Here is a 17,817-nt window from a genome sequence, read left to right as displayed (position 1 = left end):
TCCGTCCAGCGCAAAAAGGCGTTATCGCGAAGGGGTTTGCACCGACTGATTTTCCGTCCGGGCGCGGCGCCAGTCAGTCAGCGCCGCCTGCCACGGGCGTCCGTCGACGTTCAGCGCGCGGACCGAGGCCCTGGTGCCGCGCAATTGTACCGCGGCCGTGAAATGAAGGGCAGGGTCGCGCAGCATGGTTTCCAGATCCTGGGCGTTGCCTTCGGGCAGGTACATGTTCGCGTCGGCGGGCAAGTCGTCGCGCGCGGGTTTTTCGCTGGTTGGGTCGTCCCATTTCAGACGCAGGTTGATGTATTCGCCGTAAACGATGTCGCGCGGGTCGTAACCCTGAATCGCCACGGTATAGGTGCGTGCGTGTGCGTCTTGATAGACGTACCAGCCAGTCATACCGCCCAGCACCGCAAATGGCAGCAACAGGGCGGCGAGATAGACCCAGAGCGTGGGACGGGGTGTGGACGGGGTCGTCATCGTGCGGCGGCGCCTTTCAGCCTGCGATCGAGCCAGCGTGCAGCCCTGACCATCGCGATCATCACAAGGCCCATGGCGATGAACCCAAAGCCCGAAAGCATCAACGAGCCGAACACTTCAAGAAAGCCGAGATACAGGCGCAAGGTGACCAGTTTGACCGACAGACTGACCAGCCTTGTATGGCCGGCCTGTTGCCAGAATGCGCCGATGATGCCCCAGTAAGCCACGAAATCGGCCAGTGCAAACCAGCTTGATTGTGTCTGCGCCAGAAAGGGCAGGCACATGAAGATCGCCGAAACCGCCAGCAGGTCGAGCGCATCGCGGTCGTCCTGCGTTTTCAGGCGCGGGTGCAGGGCAAAGCGCAGCGCCACTGCGGCCAGCGCAAACGAAACGGGCACGGCCAGTTCAACCGGGGTATGGATGAAATCATAAAACTCGAGCGAGGCCGCGCTTGCGCCCAGCGCCGCGATCAGGCCCGCAAGCCGGCGCAAGGTGTGCGCCATGACCGGGCGGTTAAGTGCAAAGCGTGGCCAGCGTCCCAGCGCATAGGCGAAAAACGGCAGGACGATGCCGATGCCCAAAATCACGGTTTTGCGGATTGCCCAATCCTGCGTGTGGTCGCATGTTGTCGCGATCAGGTCATAGGGGACGTAGATCATGAAGGCCGCGGCCCACAGGCGGGCGAGGAACCGGCTTTGCGCGAAAAGCAGGACCATCGGCGTGGTCACCCAGAACCACAGGCGCATCGCTGTATAAGCCTCGCCGCCGAGCTGGAAGCTCTGGCCGATCAGGGCGATCAAAGTGAGGGTCAGGCCCCAGAGCGCCATCAGCGCGCCTTCGCGCCAGAGCGCGCGCGCCGGATTGTCGCGCCAGCGCCAGACAAGGACTGCAAGCACGGCGTTGAGCACGAAATTCCCGCCCAGCCGCATTTGCCATGGAATTTGCTGCCAGTTCGCGGCGACGATCAGCGCGACGCCAAGCAGGACAGACAGCAGGCCCGCCGCCGTATAGCCGCCGCGAAACCGGTTCGCGTTGCGCGCCGTTTCGTGTGCGAGAATGCGTTCGGCCTGATCAGTGGTGATCAGGCCTTCGTCTTTCCATCGGTCAAGTTTGCCACGCAGGGACATGGGGTTTTAGGCGTCCTGCGTTTCCTTGCCGCGGCTGGATTTGGGCAGGGCCTTGGGTGTTGCGCCGGGAAAGACGAAAACGATTTTTTCGCCGTCGTAATCGATTCGCACCACGCCGCCCTGTTCCAGTTTGCCGAACAGCAATTCGTCGGCCAGCGGCTTTTTGATCTTTTCCTGAATCAGGCGGCCAAGCGGCCGCGCGCCCATCGCGGGGTCGTAGCCTTCGCGCGCCAGCCATTCGCGGGCGCGTTCGCTCATGTCGATGGTGACGTTGCGGTCGGCGAGCTGCGCCTCCAGCTGAATCACGAATTTGTCGACGACGCGCGCGACGGTTTCGCCCGAAAGCGCGGCGAAGGGCACGATGGCGTCAAGGCGGTTGCGGAATTCCGGGGTGAACATGCGGTTGATCGCCTCCACATCCTCGCCGGTGCGCACGTCGCCCGAAAAGCCCATCGGGGCTTTGGCCATTGCCGCCGCGCCCGCGTTGGTCGTCATGATCAGGATGACGTTGCGGAAATCGACGGTCTTGCCGTTATTGTCGGTCAGTTTGCCGTAGTCCATGACCTGCAGCAGGATGTTGTAGATGTCGGCGTGCGCCTTTTCAATTTCGTCCAGCAACAGGACACAGTGCGGCTGCTGGTCCACCGCGTCGGTCAAAAGTCCGCCCTGTTCATAGCCGACATAGCCGGGGGGCGCGCCGATCAGGCGGCTGACCGCGTGGCGTTCCATGTATTCGGACATGTCGAAGCGTTTGAGTTCGACACCCAGCGTCTTGGCGAGCTGGCGTGCGATTTCGGTCTTGCCCACGCCGGTGGGGCCTGAGAACAGGTAGCAGCCGATCGGTTTTTCAGCGTCGCGAAGCCCGGCGCGCGCCATCTTGATCGCGTCGGACAGCACCGTGATCGCCTGATCCTGCCCGAAGACCAACGTGCGCAGGTCGCGTTCGAGATTGCGGATCACCTCGCGGTCGTCCTTGGATACGGATTTGGGCGGGATACGCGCCATCAGGGCGACCACGGCCTCGATCTCCGGCACGTCGATTTCGGCCTTGCGCGCGGATTCGGGCAACAGCATCTGGGCGGCCCCGGCCTCGTCGATCACGTCGATCGCCTTGTCGGGCAGCTTGCGGTCGTTGATGTATTTGGCGGACAGATCGACCGCCGCGCGGATCGCGGCATCGGTGAATTTGAGCTTGTGGTGCGCCTCGTACACGGTCTTGAGGCCGGTCAGAATGCGGATCGTATCGTCGATCGTCGGTTCGGCCACGTCGATTTTCTGGAAGCGGCGGACCAGCGCGCGGTCCTTTTCAAAATGCTGGCGGTATTCCTTGTAGGTCGTCGAGCCGATGCAGCGGATCGCGCCCGAAGACAAGGCGGGCTTGAGCAGGTTCGAGGCGTCCATCGCGCCGCCCGATGTCGCGCCCGCGCCGATCACGGTGTGGATTTCGTCGATAAACAAAATCGCGCCTTCGGTCTTTTCGACCTGGGTGATCACCGCCTTCAGGCGTTCCTCGAAATCGCCGCGATAACGGGTGCCCGCCAGCAGCGTGCCCATGTCGAGGGCGAAGATGGTGCAGTTTTTCAGCACGTCCGGCACCTGGGCTTCGGTGATGCGGCGGGCCAGACCTTCGGCGATCGCGGTCTTGCCGACCCCGGGGTCGCCGACGTAAAGCGGATTGTTCTTGGCGCGGCGGCAGAGGATCTGGATGGTGCGTTCGACCTCCTTCTCCCGTCCGATCAGGGGATCGACCTTGCCGGATCTGGCCTTTTCGTTGAGGTTGATGCAATAGGCCTTGAGCGCGTCGGCGCCTTTTTTGACGCCGTCGTTCTCCTCCTCCACCGTCGATCCGGCGGCGCGCGGGGTCTTGGGTTGGTCGGATTGGCCGACCTTGGCGATGCCGTGCGAGATGTAATTGACCGCGTCAAAACGATTCATGTCCTGTTCGGTCAGGAAGAACACCGCGTGGGATTCGCGTTCGGAGAACAGGGCGACGAGTACGTTGGCGCCGGTCACTTCCTCTCGCCCTGAAGACTGGACGTGGATCGCGGCACGCTGGAGCACGCGCTGGAAGCCCGTGGTCGGTTTCGCCTCCTCGATCGAGGGGTTGATCAGGTTCATCAATTCGGTGTCGAGGTAGCGGGTCAGCTGTTCCTGAAGTTCGGCCACATGGGCGCCGCAGGCGCGCATCACCGCAAGCGCATCCGGGTCGTCGGTTAGCGCCAGAAGAAGGTGTTCGAGCGTCGCGTATTCGTGGCGGCGCGCGGTCGCAAGGTCGAGGGCGCGGTGCAGCGTGGCTTCGAGATTCTTGGACAGCATGGCGTTTGTAGACCTTCTTAAAGCGTCCAATATAACGCAGGTCGTGATTTTTTTCTACTCGACGCCCGAAAGCTCCGGCGCACGCAGGTTTGGCGCGAATTCGACGATCGTGTAATCGGCCAGATCCGCGGTTTTGAACGGATCGCGCGCGAGATAGGCGTCCAGTTCCGCACGCGGCATGGCATGCGCCAGAATAACGCCGCCCGTGGGCGGGGTCTGACGGCCAGAGGCCAGCAGCATGCCTTGTTCATAACCCTGTTTAAGCCATTCCAGATGCGCCGGGCGGTGGCGGTCCATCACGTCGAGGGCGACCTTGTAATGCAGCATGACAATGTACATGGGGGTGCCTATTCCTTTTCCATCGTGCATTGCAACGGTTGTTCGTGGGCGCGAGCGTAATCCATCACCTGTGTCACCTTGGTTTCCGCGATTTCATAGGTGTAGACGCCACAGATGCCGACGCCCCGGCGATGGACGTGCAGCATGACATCCGTCGCCTCGGCCCGGGTTTTGGCAAAAAATTTTTCAAGGATATGGACGACAAAATCCATTGGCGTGAAATCATCGTTGAGCAGCAGGACCTTGTACATCGACGGGCGTCGCGTTTTCGGGCGCGACTTAATCATCACACCCGCGGCATCCTGCCCCGCTATGCCGTCGCCACCGGAATCACCACCGGGCGGCGCGGCCGGGTTTTCGCTGTCGTCGTCAGAACGAACGGCCATAGCTGAACCACGGCGCACGGACCGACGGTGTGTTGCTCATCGCCGCGATGTCAGCGGTTCTGGGCAGGGTGAAGTCGTAGCCCGTGATCACGTTGCCGGTGCGGATGTCGACCAGACGCAGATTGACCAGCACGTTGTCGGCGCCCACGGCATAGGTGCCGACAATGGCCGCCGCAGCCTTGTGTTCGCCCGAAATGTCGCGCACATCGCGTGAAAGCAGGTATTCGCCCGTGGCGGCGGGATCAAGATCGCCACCCTGACGGATCGAAATGCCCTGGCGCAGTTTCATTTCAGCGACCTTGTAGCCGCGTTCGGCCAGTCGGGCCGAAATCTGTTCGGTGATCGCGCGGCCGAGGGTGGAGGAGGATTCGACGTCGTTGACGTTGCCGATCGTTCCGACCAACAGAGGGGTGGTCTTGTTGACGCTGCGGCCGGCGCGGTTCATCAGCGCGTCCGTGGCGGCGTAGGTGTAGTTGGTCAGGTCGCGGCGCGAGGTCGAATACCCATCCGGCGAGCGACGGTCGACGGCGCAGGCAGCCAATGTGAGGGTCAGAAGGCACACCGCCAGCAGGGAGAGGATACGCGACATTCCCGAAAACCTTTCGTCACACGCAAAAAATGTAATTACACCGGGATGATAGTCAGGCGCGGCGGGCTGGGCAATAGCGGTTATGCGGTTTTCAGCAGTGTGTTTGTGGTAATGGGCGTTTCAAGCGCTTAGGCTTTGAACCAGCGTGTTGAAGGCTGTTTCAGATGCCGTGCCGGGTGTTTGGGTGCTCTGTGCAAGGCGGGTGGTTTCGTCGCTCCAGACCGGCATGGTGCCCGCCATGCGTGCGGGTTCATCCCAACGCGCGGCCATGACGGCAGGCGTGGCCGGTGCCGATTTGCCGCTTAAGGCGGCGATGGCGCGGTCGCCCAGCCCCGCGCCGGTATATTCACGGATCGCGATGTCGCCCATCGCGGCGGCTGCGCCCAGCGGCCCGCCATACAGGGTCGCGCCGATGAACTGAGCTGCAGGACTTATGGTATCGCCGGTGATTTTCCGGTAGGCGGCGGCGACAAAGGGGATGTGCTGGAGCGGGTTGACGATGTCGATCAGGTCGCCAAGGCCCAGACGCTGGCCGGCTTCCACTTTCGTGGGTACGGCCTGGGGTGCGAAGGACGCGGCCTCGGCCTTCGGGGTGAAGACCGGCAGGGTGCCGGCGGTGCGCTGAACCGAAAACCGGTTGTGGTGGACCGCAAGGGCGGGTGTTGGCGTGGTCGGCACTATGGCCGGGATTGAGGCGGGTGTGGCCGATTCGGCCTGTGCCAGTACCATCGCAAAGGTTTTGCCGTCATTTTGCGTGGCATCAATTGTTTTGCCGCCTTGCGCGGCGCCAGTCTTTTTGCCGCCTTGCGCGGCGTAGGCCGCGCTCTGGTCCGGGGTGAACCAGGTAATGGTTTCCTGTGTCGGGGCGGTCATCATACGCATCGCAGGTTTTATTGGTGCAAGCCCTGTGCCAGAGTAGGGGGTATGAGCCTGATGCATGTGCCCGTTCGCCTTGTCGCCACCGATTCCGTGGAAATACAGGGCTTTACCGAGATTCTGAGCAGTGGTCAGGTCGGCGCCTTGGCATTGGCCGGGCCGGAAGACCGGGCGCTGGTCGCGCTGGTCTGTCCTTCGGGTGATCCGGCGGCGGCGGGGGATATGCCCGCCGTGCTGCTTGGCCATGCCGGGGTCGAGGTCGGGTCTGGCGGCGGCGAACGCCAGCGTTGTCTTCTGGCGGCGCCCGCACGACTTGGCGACGTGCTGGCGGCGCTGGAGAGGCTGGCGGCCGCGTCGTACGACATGTGCGCGCCACGCGCCCATGCGGGGTGGCGGCTCGACCCCGTGCGGTTGACGCTTGAAACACCGGACGGGCGGTTTTTGTCCCTGACCGACACGGAGGCGCGGCTGGCCGCCTGTCTGATCGACGGCGGCGGCGCGACGGTCGGGCGCGAGGCGCTGCTTTTGCATGTCTGGGGGTATCGGCCCGGCCTTGATACCCATACGCTGGAAACGCATGTCTATCGCCTGCGCCGCAAGGTGGAGGCCGACCCCGCCGTGCCGCGCGTCATCGTGACGACCGAGGACGGCTATCAGTTCACGGGGCAGGCATGATAGGGGTATGGGCATGAGCGTCTGGGATATCCTCGTCAATTATTACCCCGCCTTCCTGAACGGGCTGCGGGTCACGCTTGAACTTTCGCTGATCATCTGGTTTTCCGGCATTGTGCTGGGCGGGGCGCTGGGCGTCGCCGGGTCACGCTACCGTCTGGCCGTAGGCCTGCCCAGCCGGGCGGTGTCGTTCATTCTTTCCGGCATTCCCATTCTGGTGTTTTTGTTCTGGCTGCATTACCCGGCGCAGGCGATGCTCAATGTCGTCATCGATCCGTTTTATACCGGCGCATTCACGCTTTCGGTCATCAACATTTTCGGCGTCGCCGACATCGTGCGCGGGGCGCTTAACGATTTTCCGCAGCAATACCTGATTGCGGCGCGGGTTACCGGCCTGAGCCGGCGGCAGACGGTTTTGAACATCCAGTTGCCGCTGATTTTTCGCGAGGTGTTGCCATCGCTGCTTTTGCTGCAGGTGATGATGCTGCACACGACGTTGTTCACCAGTCTGATTTCGGTCGAGGAGATTTTTCGCGCCGCGCAACGCATCAACGCCCAGATCTACCGCCCGGTCGAAATCTATACCGCCCTGGGCGTGTTTTTCCTGATGGTGTGCCTGCCGATCAACGGTTTTGCCCTGTGGCTCAAGGCGCGGTATACGCGCGATCTTTCGGAGCAGTAATCCCGGTTTGCGTTCGGCACGACGGCATGCAACAAAAGACCGTGTATCAGGCAGTTATGGTTTAAAGGGGGGCGCCATGCGGCGTCCGGCGGTCGAGGGACATGTGGTGATGCAGGAGCTTTATACCAAAAAGGGCGACGCGATGCTGGGCAACAGCAACATCATCATCGAATACAACAAGGCCAATCCGGTCAAATTGCGTTTGGTCGCGCCGCAGGACCCGGTCAAGGTTATGCCCGCGCCGTTGGCGGTCGCGCCCGGCGATTTTGCGCTTAAGGCGTTTTTGGACAACGCGATCCAGAATCTTGAAAACGACGGGACGATGGACCGCATCATTTCCAAATGGGAGACCGAGCCGGGCCTGTTTTTGCGCCCGGCAAAACCGTATGAGGCGGCAAAATGAAAAAATTTGTTCTGTTGTTCGTGTTGTTTCTGTTTTCCGTTCCTGCGCTGTCCGCCGACCAAAAGGAAAGCGCCTATGATCGCGTAATGCGCACGGGGGTTTTGAGGTGTGCGTACGGCTTGTGGGAACCGGCTGTGATGCGCGACCCCAACACGGGCGAGATGTCGGGCATCATGTACGACCTCATGCAGGAAATCGGCAAGGCGCTCAACCTCAAGATCGAATATAATCTTGAAGTCGATTGGTCGCAGATTGCCGAAGCACTTCAGGCAGGCAAGGCCGATGCGCACTGTGCCGGTATTTGGGCTACGCCCGCCCGCGGTCGTCGGCTGGCGTTCACCGATCCGATTTCATTTCTGCCCGCGACGGCTTTTGTCCGTGAAGGCGATACACGCTTCGATCACAAGCCCGAGGCCATCAACGACCCGACCGTGACCATCGCCATTATCGATGACGATGTTTCGCAGGAAATCGCCTCGCGCGACTACCCTCTCGCCAAAACAGTTTCACGTCCGCAAATCGGCGCGGTTGAGGATTTGCTGGTCATGGTCATGACCGGCAAGGCCGATGTCACCTTTGACGGGCCCGACCGTTTCGAAGCCTTCAACCGCAGCAATCCCGGCAAGATACGCATGGTGCCGACGGCCAGACCCATCCGCATATTTCCCAATACGATCGCCGTGGACATTCACGAGCATGAAATGGTGCACATGCTGAATACGGCCATCCACCAGATGCAGGACAACGGGACGTTCGACCGGCTCAAGAAAAAATACGGAGCCAAAGGATATCCGGTTGACTTTCTGCTGCCGGTTGAGCGGCCTTACAAATGGGGGCCATAAGCCATGAGAGTTGTATCCGCACTGTTGGTCCTTCTTGTTACTCTGTCTGCTTTTCCTGCACTGTCCGCCGACCAAAAGGAAAGCGCGTATGACCGCGTGATGCGCACGGGGACGATCCGGTGCGGGTATATCGTGGGGTCGCCCTATATCATGCGCGATCCGAACACGGGTGCGCTTTCCGGCATCTGGCATGATTATTCGGAAGTCTTGGGTAAGGCTTTGTCCCTGAAAATCGACTGGGCGCAGGAGGTCGGCTACGGCGATTATGCCGAGGCGCTGGATAGCGGGCGGATCGATGCGATGTGCGTGGGCCTGTGGATCAACCCGTCGCGCGCGCGGGTGTCGGATTTCGTCGTGCCGATCACCTATCAGACGATTTATGCTTGGACGCGGGCGGGCGATACGCGTTTCGATAAAAATATGGACGCGGTCAACGATCCGGCCATCCGCGTGTCATGCATCGACGGCGAGATGTCGGCGATCATCGCGCAGGAGGATTTTCCGAAAGCGGCGCTGGCTTGTCTTCCGCAATCGGTCGGGTTTTCCGATCTGTTCATGCAGGTCACGCAGAAAAAAGCGGATATCGTCTTTGCCTCGGCCGTTGCGGTCGGAGAATTCAACCGGAACAACAAACCCGGCCTGCGCATGGTTTCGGCCGCCTATCCGGTCCGCACCTTTCCCGAGGCGTTGGCCGTCGCGCGCGGGGACGACGATTTCCGCAGGATGCTGGATCATACGACGCAATTCCTGCTTGATAGCGGCAAGATCAACGCGATCATCGTCCGATACGCCAAGCCCGGAGATTTCCAATACCCGATCAAACCCTATGAGGTGACCCAATGAAAAATTTTTTCCTGGCACTTTTCCTGTTTCTTCTTTCCCTACCCGCGTTCGCGCAGGACGGGCAGGAAAGCAGTTTTGATCGCGTCGTGCGTACGCACACGCTGCGCTGCGCCTATACGGTCTATCCGCCCTTCGTGCAGAAGGACCCCAATTCCGGCGTGCTTTCCGGGATCAATTATGCGCTGGTCGAGGAAATGGGCAAACAGCTTGGCATCAAGATCGAATGGGGGCCGGAGGTCGGGGCCGACGTCGCGTTCGAGGGCATCGGCCGCGCGTTCGACGCCAACTGCACCGGGTATTCGCCCGCGCCGACCCGGACATTTGCCGTGGCGTTCAGCCGCTCGCTGTTTTACAGCCCGTACACCATGTATGTGCGCGCGGACGAAACACGTTTCAAAACGCTTGAGGATTTTAACAAAGAGTCGGTGAAACTTGCGACGCTGGACGGCGAGTTTTCACAGATCGTCGCGCGCGAACAGATGCCCAAGGCCAAGACGTTGCAATTCCCGGCGCTGACCTCGCATGCCGACCGGATCGAGGCGGTGATCAGCGACAAGGCCGACGGTCTGCCGCTGGATGCGTCCATCGGCGCCGAATACATGGCCAAGAATCCGGGGCGCATCAAACCGTTTCCGATCCCCTTGCGCGTGGTTGGGTGCGGCATCGCCCTGCCGCATGGCGAGCCGGATCTGAAGGGGATGATCGACGTGACCGTCGACGCGTTACAGCAGACGGGCGCGCTGGCGCGGATCATCAAGGAAAACACCCCCTATCCCGAAACCATCCTGCTGCCCGCCAAGCCGTACGCGGACAATTAGACATGCTGTCCGGGCGCGGTATCACCAAATCATTCGGTCAAAATACCGTCTTGCGTGGCATCGACATCGATATCGCGCCGGGGACGATTACCTGTATCATCGGCCCGTCTGGCACGGGCAAGACCACGCTTTTGCGCGCGCTGGGGCTTTTGGATTTTCCCGATACCGGGCAGGTGTCGATGGACGGGACGGTGTACGATTTTCCGCGCGATCCGAAACTGCCTTTCGACCCCGTGCCGTGGCCGCGCATGACCACGGTGTTCCAGTCGCTGTTTTTGTGGCCGCATCTGACCTTGCGCGAAAATATCCTTTTGCCCGCGCGCAACTGCAACGATCAGGCGGAAAAAGACATCGAGGGCCTGATCCATGTGTTCGAGATGCAGGGCTTCATCGACAATTATCCCAATCAGGCCTCGATCGGGCAGCGGCAGCGCGTGGCGCTGGCGCGGGCGCTGATTCTCAACCCCGCCTATATCCTGCTGGATGAAATTACCTCGGCGCTGGATGTCGAGCAGACGGCGCGGATTTTGACCAAGCTTGGTCACCTGAAGGAGCGCAATATCGGCGTGTTCCTGATCACGCACCAAGTCGGTTTCGCGCGGCGCATGGCCGACCAGGTCATTTTCATGGACGGTGGCGTGGTAGCCGAGCGTGGCGGGCCGGAGATTCTGGCCGAGCCGGGCACCGAACGTTTGTCGGCGTTTCTCTCCAGCGTCGGAATGGTTTATTAGGCGTATCGACACTTTTTATCTTTTGGGCTGCAAATGGCTGTTTTCTGCGCTTCCGCTTCTCAAATACGCTCATGTGTTCTGCGATGCGGTTCTTGAAAACAGCCATTTTCGCCCCAAAATCCTTCAATTGACGACACGCCTTAACATCCGCGTGTTATACTGGCTTGGCATGTCCGTTTATTCCCCTGATCTGTGGTCCAAATCCTATGCGCCCGGCGTGCGCTGGGACGCGCCCATTCCGACCTATCCACTGCCATGGCTGCTTGACCAGGCACGGGCGAAATACGGTGACGCGCCGGCCTTCGATTTCATGGGCAAGCGTTACGGGTGGGACGCGCTGGCACAGGCCGCCGACCACGTCGCGCGCGGGTTGCAGGACCGCGGCTTCATGAAGGGGGAACGGGTGGCACTGATGCTGCCCAATTGTCCGTTTTATCCGGCGTTGTATTATGGCGTCCTCAAGGCCGGGGGGATCGTCGTCAACCTTAACCCGCTTTATACGACGCGCGAGATCCGCCACCATATCGAGGATTCCGGCGCGACCTATCTGGTGACCACCGATCTTGAGGCGATGTTTTCCAAGGCGGCGGAGGTGTTGACCCAGACGCGGCTTGAAAACGTCATCGTCTGCCGGTTCACCGATATATTGCCGTTTCCCAAAAATCTTTTATTTCCGGTCGTGAAGTGGCGCGAGATTTCAAGCGCCGCGCATGCGGGCGACTATCTGGCGTTCGACGCGCTGGTGCACAATGACGGCAAGCCCGCGCCGGTCGAAATAGACCCGATCAATGATATCGCCCTGTTGCAATATACGGGCGGCACGACCGGGATTCCCAAGGCGGCGGCACTGACCCACGCCAATCTTTCAGCCAATTGCGAGCAGGCGGTGCAATGGCTGCCCGGCGCGCAGGAAGGCCGGGGAAAGATGCTGGCGGTCATTCCGTTCTTCCATGTGTTTTCGATGACCGCGTGCCTGAATTTCGCGGTGCGGCTGGGGATGGAGATCATCGCGACGCCGCGTTTCGATATCGACGAGACTCTGGCGATCATTGCGAAGAAAAAACCGACCATCTTTCCCGCCGTGCCCGCGATCTATAATGCGATCGCGCACAAGGCCGAGGGCGCGACATACGACCTGACCTCGATCGAATTTTGCATTTCGGGCGGGGCGCCGTTGCCGCCGGAGGTCAAGAAAAGCTTTGAATCCCTGACCGGCGCGGTGGTGGTGGAAGGGTACGGGCTTTCCGAAAGCTCGCCCGTCGTGTGCGTCAACCCCACCGCGGGCGCGAACAAGCCGGGGTCGATCGGCCTGCCCGTGCCGGGCACGATCGTGGAGATCATATCGCTGGAAGACGGCGTGACGCCTGTGCCTTTGGGGCAGCGGGGCGAGCTGTGCGTGCGCGGGCCGCAGGTGATGAAGGAATACTGGCACAAGCCAGAGGAAACCGCACTGGTGCTGCGGCAAGGATTGCTGCATACCGGCGACGTCGCGACCATGGACGAGGGCGGTTACGTGCGCATCGTCGACCGGATCAAGGACATGATCATCGTCAACGGATTCAAGGTCTATCCACGCAATGTCGAGGATATCATTTATGGTTTTGCCGGCGTGGGCGAATGTGTCGTCGCCGGGGTGCCGGACCCCGCGCGGGGCGAGGTGGTGAAGGCGTGGATCTATCCCAAGGCGGGTGCGCACATCGAGGTCGAGGCGTTGCGCGTGTATCTGAAACACGAATTGCAGCCGGTGGAAGTGCCAAAACAGATCGAGATTACGGATGCGCCGCTGCCCAAGACACTGGTCGGTAAATTGTCGCGCAAGGAGCTTGTCGCGCGCGAGGCCGCCAAGATACCCGTTTCGACGAAAGCGGAGCGATAGAACAAAGCCCGCATCCTGGCGTATGGGGTCCTGACCCTAGTTTCCGGTTTTTTGCGCGTGGCGTTCGCGCAGCCAGCCAAGCAGGGAGCGGACCTCCACCGCGAACAGGATTATACCGAACAGCAGGAATGAGCCGAGCACCTGTTCTTGAAACACGCCGGTCTGGCGATAACGCATAAAGGCCAGCATAAAGGCCACGACCGCGGCAAGGCCCGCGAACTGGGCGACGATCAGTTTTCGATGTTTTTGCCACATGAGAATATTCAAGCATGAAAAAACCCCGGCGGGAAGCCGGGGTTTTGTTACTGGCAAGCCGGAAGATTATTCTTCGGTCTTGGCCTTTTTAGGCGCGGCTTTTTTCTTCGCGGCGGGCTTGTCGGCCGGAGCGTCCGCTTCCTTGCCAAGCGCGGCGCCCAGAATGTCGCCCAGGCTTGCGCCGGACTCGGTCGATCCGTACTCGGCCATCGCGGCCTTGTCCTCGTCGATCTCGCGCGACTTGATGGAGAGGGAGACCTCGCCATTCTTGCCTTTCGACATCACTTTGGCATCGACCTTTTCGCCGACGGCGAAGCGGTCCGGGCGCTGTTCCGAGCGTTCACGCGACAGGTCGCCGCGCTTGATGTAGCCCTTCGAGCCGTCGGAGAGGGCGACAACGATGCCGTCCTTTTCGACCGCCGACACCGTAACGGTGACGACGCTGCCTTTTCTGGCTTCGCCAGACGCATCGCCTTCGGCGTGGCCGTGCGCGTGCGATTCGCCTTTTTTACCACGCGACTGCTCGATCGCGCCTTCCGGCTTCTCGGTCAGTTGCTTGATGCCAAGGGCCACGCGTTCCTTGTCGGGGTCCATTTCAAGGATTTTGGCCTTGATGGTCGAACCTTTTTCAATGGACTTGATGGCTTCTTCGCCGGGGATTTCCCACGAAATGTCGGACATGTGGACCATGCCGTCGATTTCGGCGCCCAGCGCCACGAACGCGCCGAATTCGGCCACGTTGCGGACCTCGCCCTCGATGACGTCGCCGACATTGTGTTCGTCGGCGTAGGCCTTCCACGGGTTGGGTTGGCATTGTTTGAGGCCGAGGGAAATACGTCGTTTTTCCATGTCGACATCCAGCACCATGACCTCGACTTCCTGAGAGGTCGCGACGATTTTGCCGGGGTGGATGTTTTTCTTGGTCCACGACATTTCCGAGACGTGCACAAGGCCTTCGACACCGTCTTCCAACTCCACGAAGGCGCCGTAATCGGTGATGTTGGACACGCGGCCCTGGAAGCGTTGACCCGGCTGGTAACGCGATTGCGCGCCTTCCCACGGATCTTTTTCCAGTTGCTTGAGGCCAAGGGACACGCGGCCCGTTTCCTTGTTGTAGCGGATGACCATGACGTCGATGGACTGGCCGATCTGCAACACTTCGGAGGGGTGGTTGACGCGTTTCCACGAAATGTCGGTGACGTGGAGCAGGCCGTCGATGCCGCCCAAATCGATGAACGCACCGTAATCGGTGATGTTCTTGACCACGCCTTGCAGGACGCGGCCTTCTTCCATCTGGGCCATCAGGTCGGAGCGGGCCTCGGCACGGGATTCCTCCAGCACCGCGCGGCGCGAAACCACGATGTTGCCGCGCGCATGGTCCATTTTCAGGATCATGAAGGGTTGCGGCGTGCCAAAGAGCGGCGAGATGTCCTTCACCGGGCGGATATCCACCTGGGAACCCGGCAGGAAGGCGACGGCGCCGTTCAGGTCGACCGTAAAGCCGCCCTTGACCTTGCCGAAGATGATGCCTTGAACGCGTTCGTTTTTGAGGTGCGAGCGCTCCAGTTCGGACCATGCTTCCTCGCGCTTGGCCTTTTCGCGGCTAAGCACGGCTTCGCCCTGACGGTCTTCGACGCGTTCGACGTAGACTTCGATGATGTCGCCCAAATTCAACTGGTTTTTCTGGGCGGCAAAGCCGAATTCCTTCATCGGAACGCGGCCTTCGGATTTCAGACCGACGTCGACGATTACATCGTCGGGGGTAAAGCCGATAATGCGGCCTTTGACCACGGTGCCTTCAAAGGCGGTCTGGGGTTTAACGGTTTCATTCAGGAGGGCGGCGAATTCCTTCGACTCCGCACGATCCTTCAATTGTGCAGCTATACGAGCCATTTTTTGGTTTCCTATTTTGGTAGTCGGGATGCTTTTCGCGCGCCTGTTGTTTCCGATCCGTAGATCCAGAACGCCGAAAAGTGTCAGGCAAGGCCGGGAAAACGGGCGCGCACCAAGGAAAGTACATGATCCAAAGCCGCGTCCGCATCCATGTCCGTGGTATCCACCGCTGCCGCATCTTCTGCCGGTCTCAGGGGGGCCACGTCACGGGAAGAGTCGCGTGCATCACGCGATTCCAGATCCTGCAGGACGGCCTCGTATGTAGTGGGAATCCCACGGGAAAGCAACTCTTTTGTGCGGCGCACGGCGCGTTCGGCGGGATTCGCCGTCAAGAACAGCTTCAAAGGGGCATCCGGGCAGACCACGGTGCCGGTGTCGCGTCCATCCAGCACCGCGCCTTTAAAGGGTGCTGGCGGGTTATGGGCAAGGTCGCGCTGGAGGTCGAGCAACGCCGCGCGCACGCCGGGATGGCGCGAGGATTTCGACGACGCCTGCGCCACCGTGTCGGTGCGGATGTCTGGCGTTTCGGTCATTTCCGGGCGGAAGAGCGGGGCAAAGCGCCGTGCCTCGGCGGCGCAGGAATCGGCATCGTCCGGGTCGATGCCGCGCGCAAGCAGGTCGAGTGCGAGGGCGCGGTAGATCGCGCCAGTGTCGAGGTAATAGAAATTCAGGCGCTTGGCCAGCGCGCGGGCCAGCGTACCCTTGCCCGAGGCGGAGGGGCCGTCGATGGTGATGACAGGTGCGGTGCGGGGTGTGTTCATAGTGCGGCCAGTTGTCTGTCGTGAAGGCGGGGCAGGGTCAAAAGCGCCGCGATCGCGCCGATGCCGCAAAACAGCATGTCGGCGTCGGTGTCCCAGATGTCGCCCTGGGTGCCAAGGAACGCGTCGGCTCCGCTGCCTTCGATCATTGCCGCCGCCCATTCTATGAGTTCGTAAAGCGCTGAAATTCCCATGCAGCATAAAAATATGACCACAGCCAGCGTTTTCCTACGGTTCAGCGCAGTGGTGCGCAGCAAAATCTCGCGAATTGCGAGCGCGGGCACGAAGCCCTGAAAGACATGTCCCAGCCGGTCATAAGGATTGCGCTGGGTATGCAGGATGTCGCGCATCCATTCGCCGACGGGGGTCAATGCATAGGTGTAATGCCCGCCGATCATCAGGATGCAGGCATGCAGCGCGATCAGGGTGTAAAGCAGCGGCGTCAGCGGGAATTTTTTGTATGTCGCGACCAAAAGCGGCAGGACGACCAGTACCGGTGCGACTTCCTCCCCCCATGTCGGGTAATCGTGCGGGGCGAGTGCGGACCAGACCAGCACCGCGAAAACGGCGGCCAGCAATCCCGATGGCAGGGCCAGCGCGGCGCGGGTCATGAGATCTTCGCCCCCAGGTCGTTCATCATGGCCACGAAACCCGGAAAGCTGGTGGCGATGGCGTGGTCGTCGTCGATGGTAACGGGTTCGGGCGTGCACAGGCCAAGGACCAGAAAGCTCATCGCGATGCGGTGATCGAGATGGGTCTGGGCGGTGGCGCCGCCTTTCGGGGGTTTTCCGGTGCCGTAGATGCGCAGGGAATTCGCACCCTCTTCCAGTTCAACGCCGCAGGCTTTCAGGTTGTCGGCCATGGTTTTGAGGCGGTCGGATTCCTTGACACGCAGTTCATCCAGCCCATCCGCGAAAAATTCCCCTTCGGCGCAGGCGGCGGCCACGAACAGGGCCGGGAATTCGTCGACCATGCTGGGTACGCGCCCGGGCGGCACGGTGACGCCGCGCAGTTTCGAGCCGCGCACGCGCAGGTCTGCGACCATCTCGCCGCCAATTTTGCGTTCGTTCAAAAACGCAATATCGGCGCCCATTTCGATCAATGTCGTGTAAAGCCCGGTGCGCGTGGGGTTCAGTCCGATATTGGTGAGCGTGACGTCGCTGTTTTCGGTCAATAACGCAGCAATCACCGGAAAGGCGGCCGAAGACGGGTCGCCCGGAACGTGCAGGGTTTCGGCGGGGGCGCTTAAGGTCTGGCCGCCGTCAACCGCGATACGGTCCGGATAGACCGTGCACGCGCCGCCAAAAGCGGCCAGCATCCGTTCGGTGTGGTCGCGCGAGGGTTTTGGTTCGCGTACCGAGGTGATGCCGCGCGCGCGCAGGCCCGCCAGAAGGATGGCTGATTTGACCTGCGCCGAGGAGATGGGCATGTCGTAATGTATCGCGCGCAGGTCGGCCGAACCGGTGATGGTCAGCGGCAAGCGACCGTCGATCGATTCAAAATGCGCGCCCATTTGCGTAAGGGGGTCGATCACCCGTTTCATCGGACGCTTGGAAAGGGATGCGTCGCCCTTAAAGCGCGCGCTGATCGGATAGCCGGCGCAAATGCCCATCAACAGCCGCGCGGAAGTACCAGAATTGCCAAGATCAAGCGGGATTTCTGGTTGCGAAAGGCCCTTTTGTCCCACGCCTTCGACCATCCATTCGGCGTCCTGTTTTTCGATGCGCGCGCCCATCGCCCGCATCGCCGCTGCCGTGCTGAGCACGTCCTCCCCCTCCAGCAGGCCGCGGATACGGGTCGTTCCTTCGGCCAGTGCGCCGAACATGATCGCGCGGTGCGAAATGGATTTGTCGCCCGGTACGCGGATCGTTCCGGAAAGGCGAGTGGTGCGCTGCGCGGATAGCTGGCTCATGCCCGGGATTTAACCCCGGGCG

General features: G+C 61.0%; 20 protein-coding genes. 8 read left to right on the top strand and 12 right to left on the bottom strand.

Features of this window, described 5'->3' with window-relative positions:
- Positions 1 to 21 precede the first annotated feature (21 nt).
- The 7 genes from H6866_05020 to H6866_04990 form a co-directional block, all read right to left on the bottom strand.
- Positions 22 to 477, bottom strand: coding sequence for a GDYXXLXY domain-containing protein (locus H6866_05020; GenBank protein ID USO06817.1), 456 nt, complete (start codon positions 475 to 477; stop codon positions 22 to 24).
- A complete protein-coding gene (locus H6866_05015; protein ID USO06816.1) occupies positions 474 to 1,604 on the bottom strand; it encodes a DUF2157 domain-containing protein in 1,131 nt (376 codons plus the stop codon). Before H6866_05015 ends, H6866_05020 begins: the two co-directional genes overlap by 4 nt.
- Before the next feature lie 6 nt (positions 1,605 to 1,610).
- Entirely contained in the window at positions 1,611 to 3,920 is a 2,310-nt protein-coding gene (clpA, locus tag H6866_05010) for an ATP-dependent Clp protease ATP-binding subunit ClpA (protein USO06815.1), read from the bottom strand.
- 54 nt (positions 3,921 to 3,974) lie between these two features.
- Entirely contained in the window at positions 3,975 to 4,259 is a 285-nt protein-coding gene (locus tag H6866_05005; GenBank protein USO06814.1) for a GTP cyclohydrolase, read from the bottom strand.
- 8 nt (positions 4,260 to 4,267) lie between these two features.
- A complete protein-coding gene (gene clpS, locus H6866_05000; protein ID USO06813.1) occupies positions 4,268 to 4,645 on the bottom strand; it encodes an ATP-dependent Clp protease adapter ClpS in 378 nt (125 codons plus the stop codon).
- Entirely contained in the window at positions 4,629 to 5,234 is a 606-nt protein-coding gene (locus H6866_04995; GenBank protein ID USO06812.1) for a hypothetical protein, read from the bottom strand. Before H6866_04995 ends, clpS begins: the two co-directional genes overlap by 17 nt.
- A 120-nt stretch (positions 5,235 to 5,354) precedes the next feature.
- Positions 5,355 to 6,116: a hypothetical protein gene (locus tag H6866_04990; GenBank protein USO06811.1), complete on the bottom strand. Its 762-nt coding sequence runs from the start codon at positions 6,114 to 6,116 to the stop codon at positions 5,355 to 5,357.
- Positions 6,117 to 6,167: 51 nt separating this feature from the next.
- Here H6866_04990 and H6866_04985 point away from each other — a divergent pair, with 51 nt between their 5' ends.
- From H6866_04985 to H6866_04950, 8 genes are all read left to right on the top strand, one after another.
- Positions 6,168 to 6,785: a winged helix-turn-helix domain-containing protein gene (locus H6866_04985; GenBank protein ID USO08595.1), complete on the top strand. Its 618-nt coding sequence runs from the start codon at positions 6,168 to 6,170 to the stop codon at positions 6,783 to 6,785.
- A 13-nt stretch (positions 6,786 to 6,798) separates the two neighbouring features.
- On the top strand, positions 6,799 to 7,464 hold the full coding sequence (locus H6866_04980) for an ABC transporter permease subunit (protein USO06810.1): 666 nt from the start codon (positions 6,799 to 6,801) through the stop codon (positions 7,462 to 7,464).
- Positions 7,465 to 7,540: 76 nt separating this feature from the next.
- Positions 7,541 to 7,867, top strand: coding sequence for a transporter substrate-binding domain-containing protein (locus tag H6866_04975; protein USO06809.1), 327 nt, complete (start codon positions 7,541 to 7,543; stop codon positions 7,865 to 7,867).
- Positions 7,864 to 8,709, top strand: coding sequence for an amino acid ABC transporter substrate-binding protein (locus tag H6866_04970; GenBank protein ID USO06808.1), 846 nt, complete (start codon positions 7,864 to 7,866; stop codon positions 8,707 to 8,709). The genes H6866_04975 and H6866_04970 overlap by 4 nt, the downstream gene beginning before the upstream one ends.
- Before the next feature lie 3 nt (positions 8,710 to 8,712).
- On the top strand, positions 8,713 to 9,552 hold the full coding sequence (locus tag H6866_04965; GenBank protein USO06807.1) for a transporter substrate-binding domain-containing protein: 840 nt from the start codon (positions 8,713 to 8,715) through the stop codon (positions 9,550 to 9,552).
- Positions 9,549 to 10,370, top strand: a complete 822-nt coding sequence (locus H6866_04960; GenBank protein USO06806.1) for a transporter substrate-binding domain-containing protein — start codon at positions 9,549 to 9,551, stop codon at positions 10,368 to 10,370. Before H6866_04965 ends, H6866_04960 begins: the two co-directional genes overlap by 4 nt.
- 50 nt (positions 10,371 to 10,420) lie before the next feature.
- Positions 10,421 to 11,101 carry an amino acid ABC transporter ATP-binding protein gene (locus H6866_04955; protein USO06805.1) on the top strand — a complete coding sequence of 227 codons (681 nt, stop codon included), beginning with the start codon at positions 10,421 to 10,423 and terminating at the stop codon, positions 11,099 to 11,101.
- A gap of 169 nt (positions 11,102 to 11,270) precedes the next feature.
- Positions 11,271 to 12,977 (top strand): long-chain fatty acid--CoA ligase, encoded by a 1,707-nt coding sequence (locus tag H6866_04950; GenBank protein ID USO06804.1) that lies wholly within the window; start codon positions 11,271 to 11,273, stop codon positions 12,975 to 12,977.
- Between the two features lie 36 nt (positions 12,978 to 13,013).
- On the opposite strand, the gene H6866_04945 is transcribed toward H6866_04950, so the two are convergent.
- The 5 genes from H6866_04945 to aroA form a co-directional block, all read right to left on the bottom strand.
- On the bottom strand, positions 13,014 to 13,232 hold the full coding sequence (locus tag H6866_04945) for a hypothetical protein (GenBank protein ID USO06803.1): 219 nt from the start codon (positions 13,230 to 13,232) through the stop codon (positions 13,014 to 13,016).
- A 66-nt stretch (positions 13,233 to 13,298) separates the two neighbouring features.
- Complete coding sequence (gene rpsA / locus H6866_04940; GenBank protein USO06802.1) at positions 13,299 to 15,125, bottom strand: 30S ribosomal protein S1; 1,827 nt, start codon at positions 15,123 to 15,125, stop codon at positions 13,299 to 13,301.
- Between the two features lie 83 nt (positions 15,126 to 15,208).
- Positions 15,209 to 15,886, bottom strand: coding sequence for a (d)CMP kinase (locus tag H6866_04935; GenBank protein ID USO06801.1), 678 nt, complete (start codon positions 15,884 to 15,886; stop codon positions 15,209 to 15,211).
- On the bottom strand, positions 15,883 to 16,494 hold the full coding sequence (locus tag H6866_04930; GenBank protein ID USO06800.1) for a DUF2238 domain-containing protein: 612 nt from the start codon (positions 16,492 to 16,494) through the stop codon (positions 15,883 to 15,885). The genes H6866_04935 and H6866_04930 overlap by 4 nt, the downstream gene beginning before the upstream one ends.
- Positions 16,491 to 17,795: a 3-phosphoshikimate 1-carboxyvinyltransferase gene (gene aroA, locus H6866_04925; protein USO06799.1), complete on the bottom strand. Its 1,305-nt coding sequence runs from the start codon at positions 17,793 to 17,795 to the stop codon at positions 16,491 to 16,493. The genes H6866_04930 and aroA overlap by 4 nt, the downstream gene beginning before the upstream one ends.
- Between the last annotated feature and the right edge of the window lie 22 nt (positions 17,796 to 17,817).

It is taken from the genome of Rhodospirillales bacterium, assembly GCA_023898805.1.
GTDB lineage: Bacteria > Pseudomonadota > Alphaproteobacteria > Micavibrionales > UBA1664 > UBA6145.
The sequence above is the reverse complement of the archived record's forward strand: the minus strand, read 5'-3'. Positions and strand labels throughout refer to the sequence as shown.

What these genes read in the sequence shown, in the direction of transcription:
- H6866_04985 (USO08595.1), top strand. Translation starts at nt 6,168, where the DNA reads ATGCATGTGCCCGTTCGCCTTGTCGCCACCGATTCCGTGGAAATACAG.
- H6866_04970 (USO06808.1), top strand. Translation starts at nt 7,864, where the DNA reads ATGAAAAAATTTGTTCTGTTGTTCGTGTTGTTTCTGTTTTCCGTTCCT.
- H6866_04975 (USO06809.1), top strand. Translation starts at nt 7,541, where the DNA reads ATGCGGCGTCCGGCGGTCGAGGGACATGTGGTGATGCAGGAGCTTTAT.
- H6866_04930 (USO06800.1), bottom strand. Translation starts at nt 16,494, where the DNA reads ATGACCCGCGCCGCGCTGGCCCTGCCATCGGGATTGCTGGCCGCCGTT.
- H6866_05005 (USO06814.1), bottom strand. Translation starts at nt 4,259, where the DNA reads ATGTACATTGTCATGCTGCATTACAAGGTCGCCCTCGACGTGATGGAC.
- rpsA (USO06802.1), bottom strand. Translation starts at nt 15,125, where the DNA reads ATGGCTCGTATAGCTGCACAATTGAAGGATCGTGCGGAGTCGAAGGAA.
- clpA (USO06815.1), bottom strand. Translation starts at nt 3,920, where the DNA reads ATGCTGTCCAAGAATCTCGAAGCCACGCTGCACCGCGCCCTCGACCTT.
- aroA (USO06799.1), bottom strand. Translation starts at nt 17,795, where the DNA reads ATGAGCCAGCTATCCGCGCAGCGCACCACTCGCCTTTCCGGAACGATC.
- H6866_04990 (USO06811.1), bottom strand. Translation starts at nt 6,116, where the DNA reads ATGCGTATGATGACCGCCCCGACACAGGAAACCATTACCTGGTTCACC.
- H6866_04950 (USO06804.1), top strand. Translation starts at nt 11,271, where the DNA reads ATGTCCGTTTATTCCCCTGATCTGTGGTCCAAATCCTATGCGCCCGGC.
- H6866_05020 (USO06817.1), bottom strand. Translation starts at nt 477, where the DNA reads ATGACGACCCCGTCCACACCCCGTCCCACGCTCTGGGTCTATCTCGCC.
- H6866_04980 (USO06810.1), top strand. Translation starts at nt 6,799, where the DNA reads ATGAGCGTCTGGGATATCCTCGTCAATTATTACCCCGCCTTCCTGAAC.
- H6866_04965 (USO06807.1), top strand. Translation starts at nt 8,713, where the DNA reads ATGAGAGTTGTATCCGCACTGTTGGTCCTTCTTGTTACTCTGTCTGCT.
- H6866_04935 (USO06801.1), bottom strand. Translation starts at nt 15,886, where the DNA reads ATGAACACACCCCGCACCGCACCTGTCATCACCATCGACGGCCCCTCC.
- H6866_04945 (USO06803.1), bottom strand. Translation starts at nt 13,232, where the DNA reads ATGTGGCAAAAACATCGAAAACTGATCGTCGCCCAGTTCGCGGGCCTT.
- clpS (USO06813.1), bottom strand. Translation starts at nt 4,645, where the DNA reads ATGGCCGTTCGTTCTGACGACGACAGCGAAAACCCGGCCGCGCCGCCC.
- H6866_04995 (USO06812.1), bottom strand. Translation starts at nt 5,234, where the DNA reads ATGTCGCGTATCCTCTCCCTGCTGGCGGTGTGCCTTCTGACCCTCACA.
- H6866_04960 (USO06806.1), top strand. Translation starts at nt 9,549, where the DNA reads ATGAAAAATTTTTTCCTGGCACTTTTCCTGTTTCTTCTTTCCCTACCC.
- H6866_05015 (USO06816.1), bottom strand. Translation starts at nt 1,604, where the DNA reads ATGTCCCTGCGTGGCAAACTTGACCGATGGAAAGACGAAGGCCTGATC.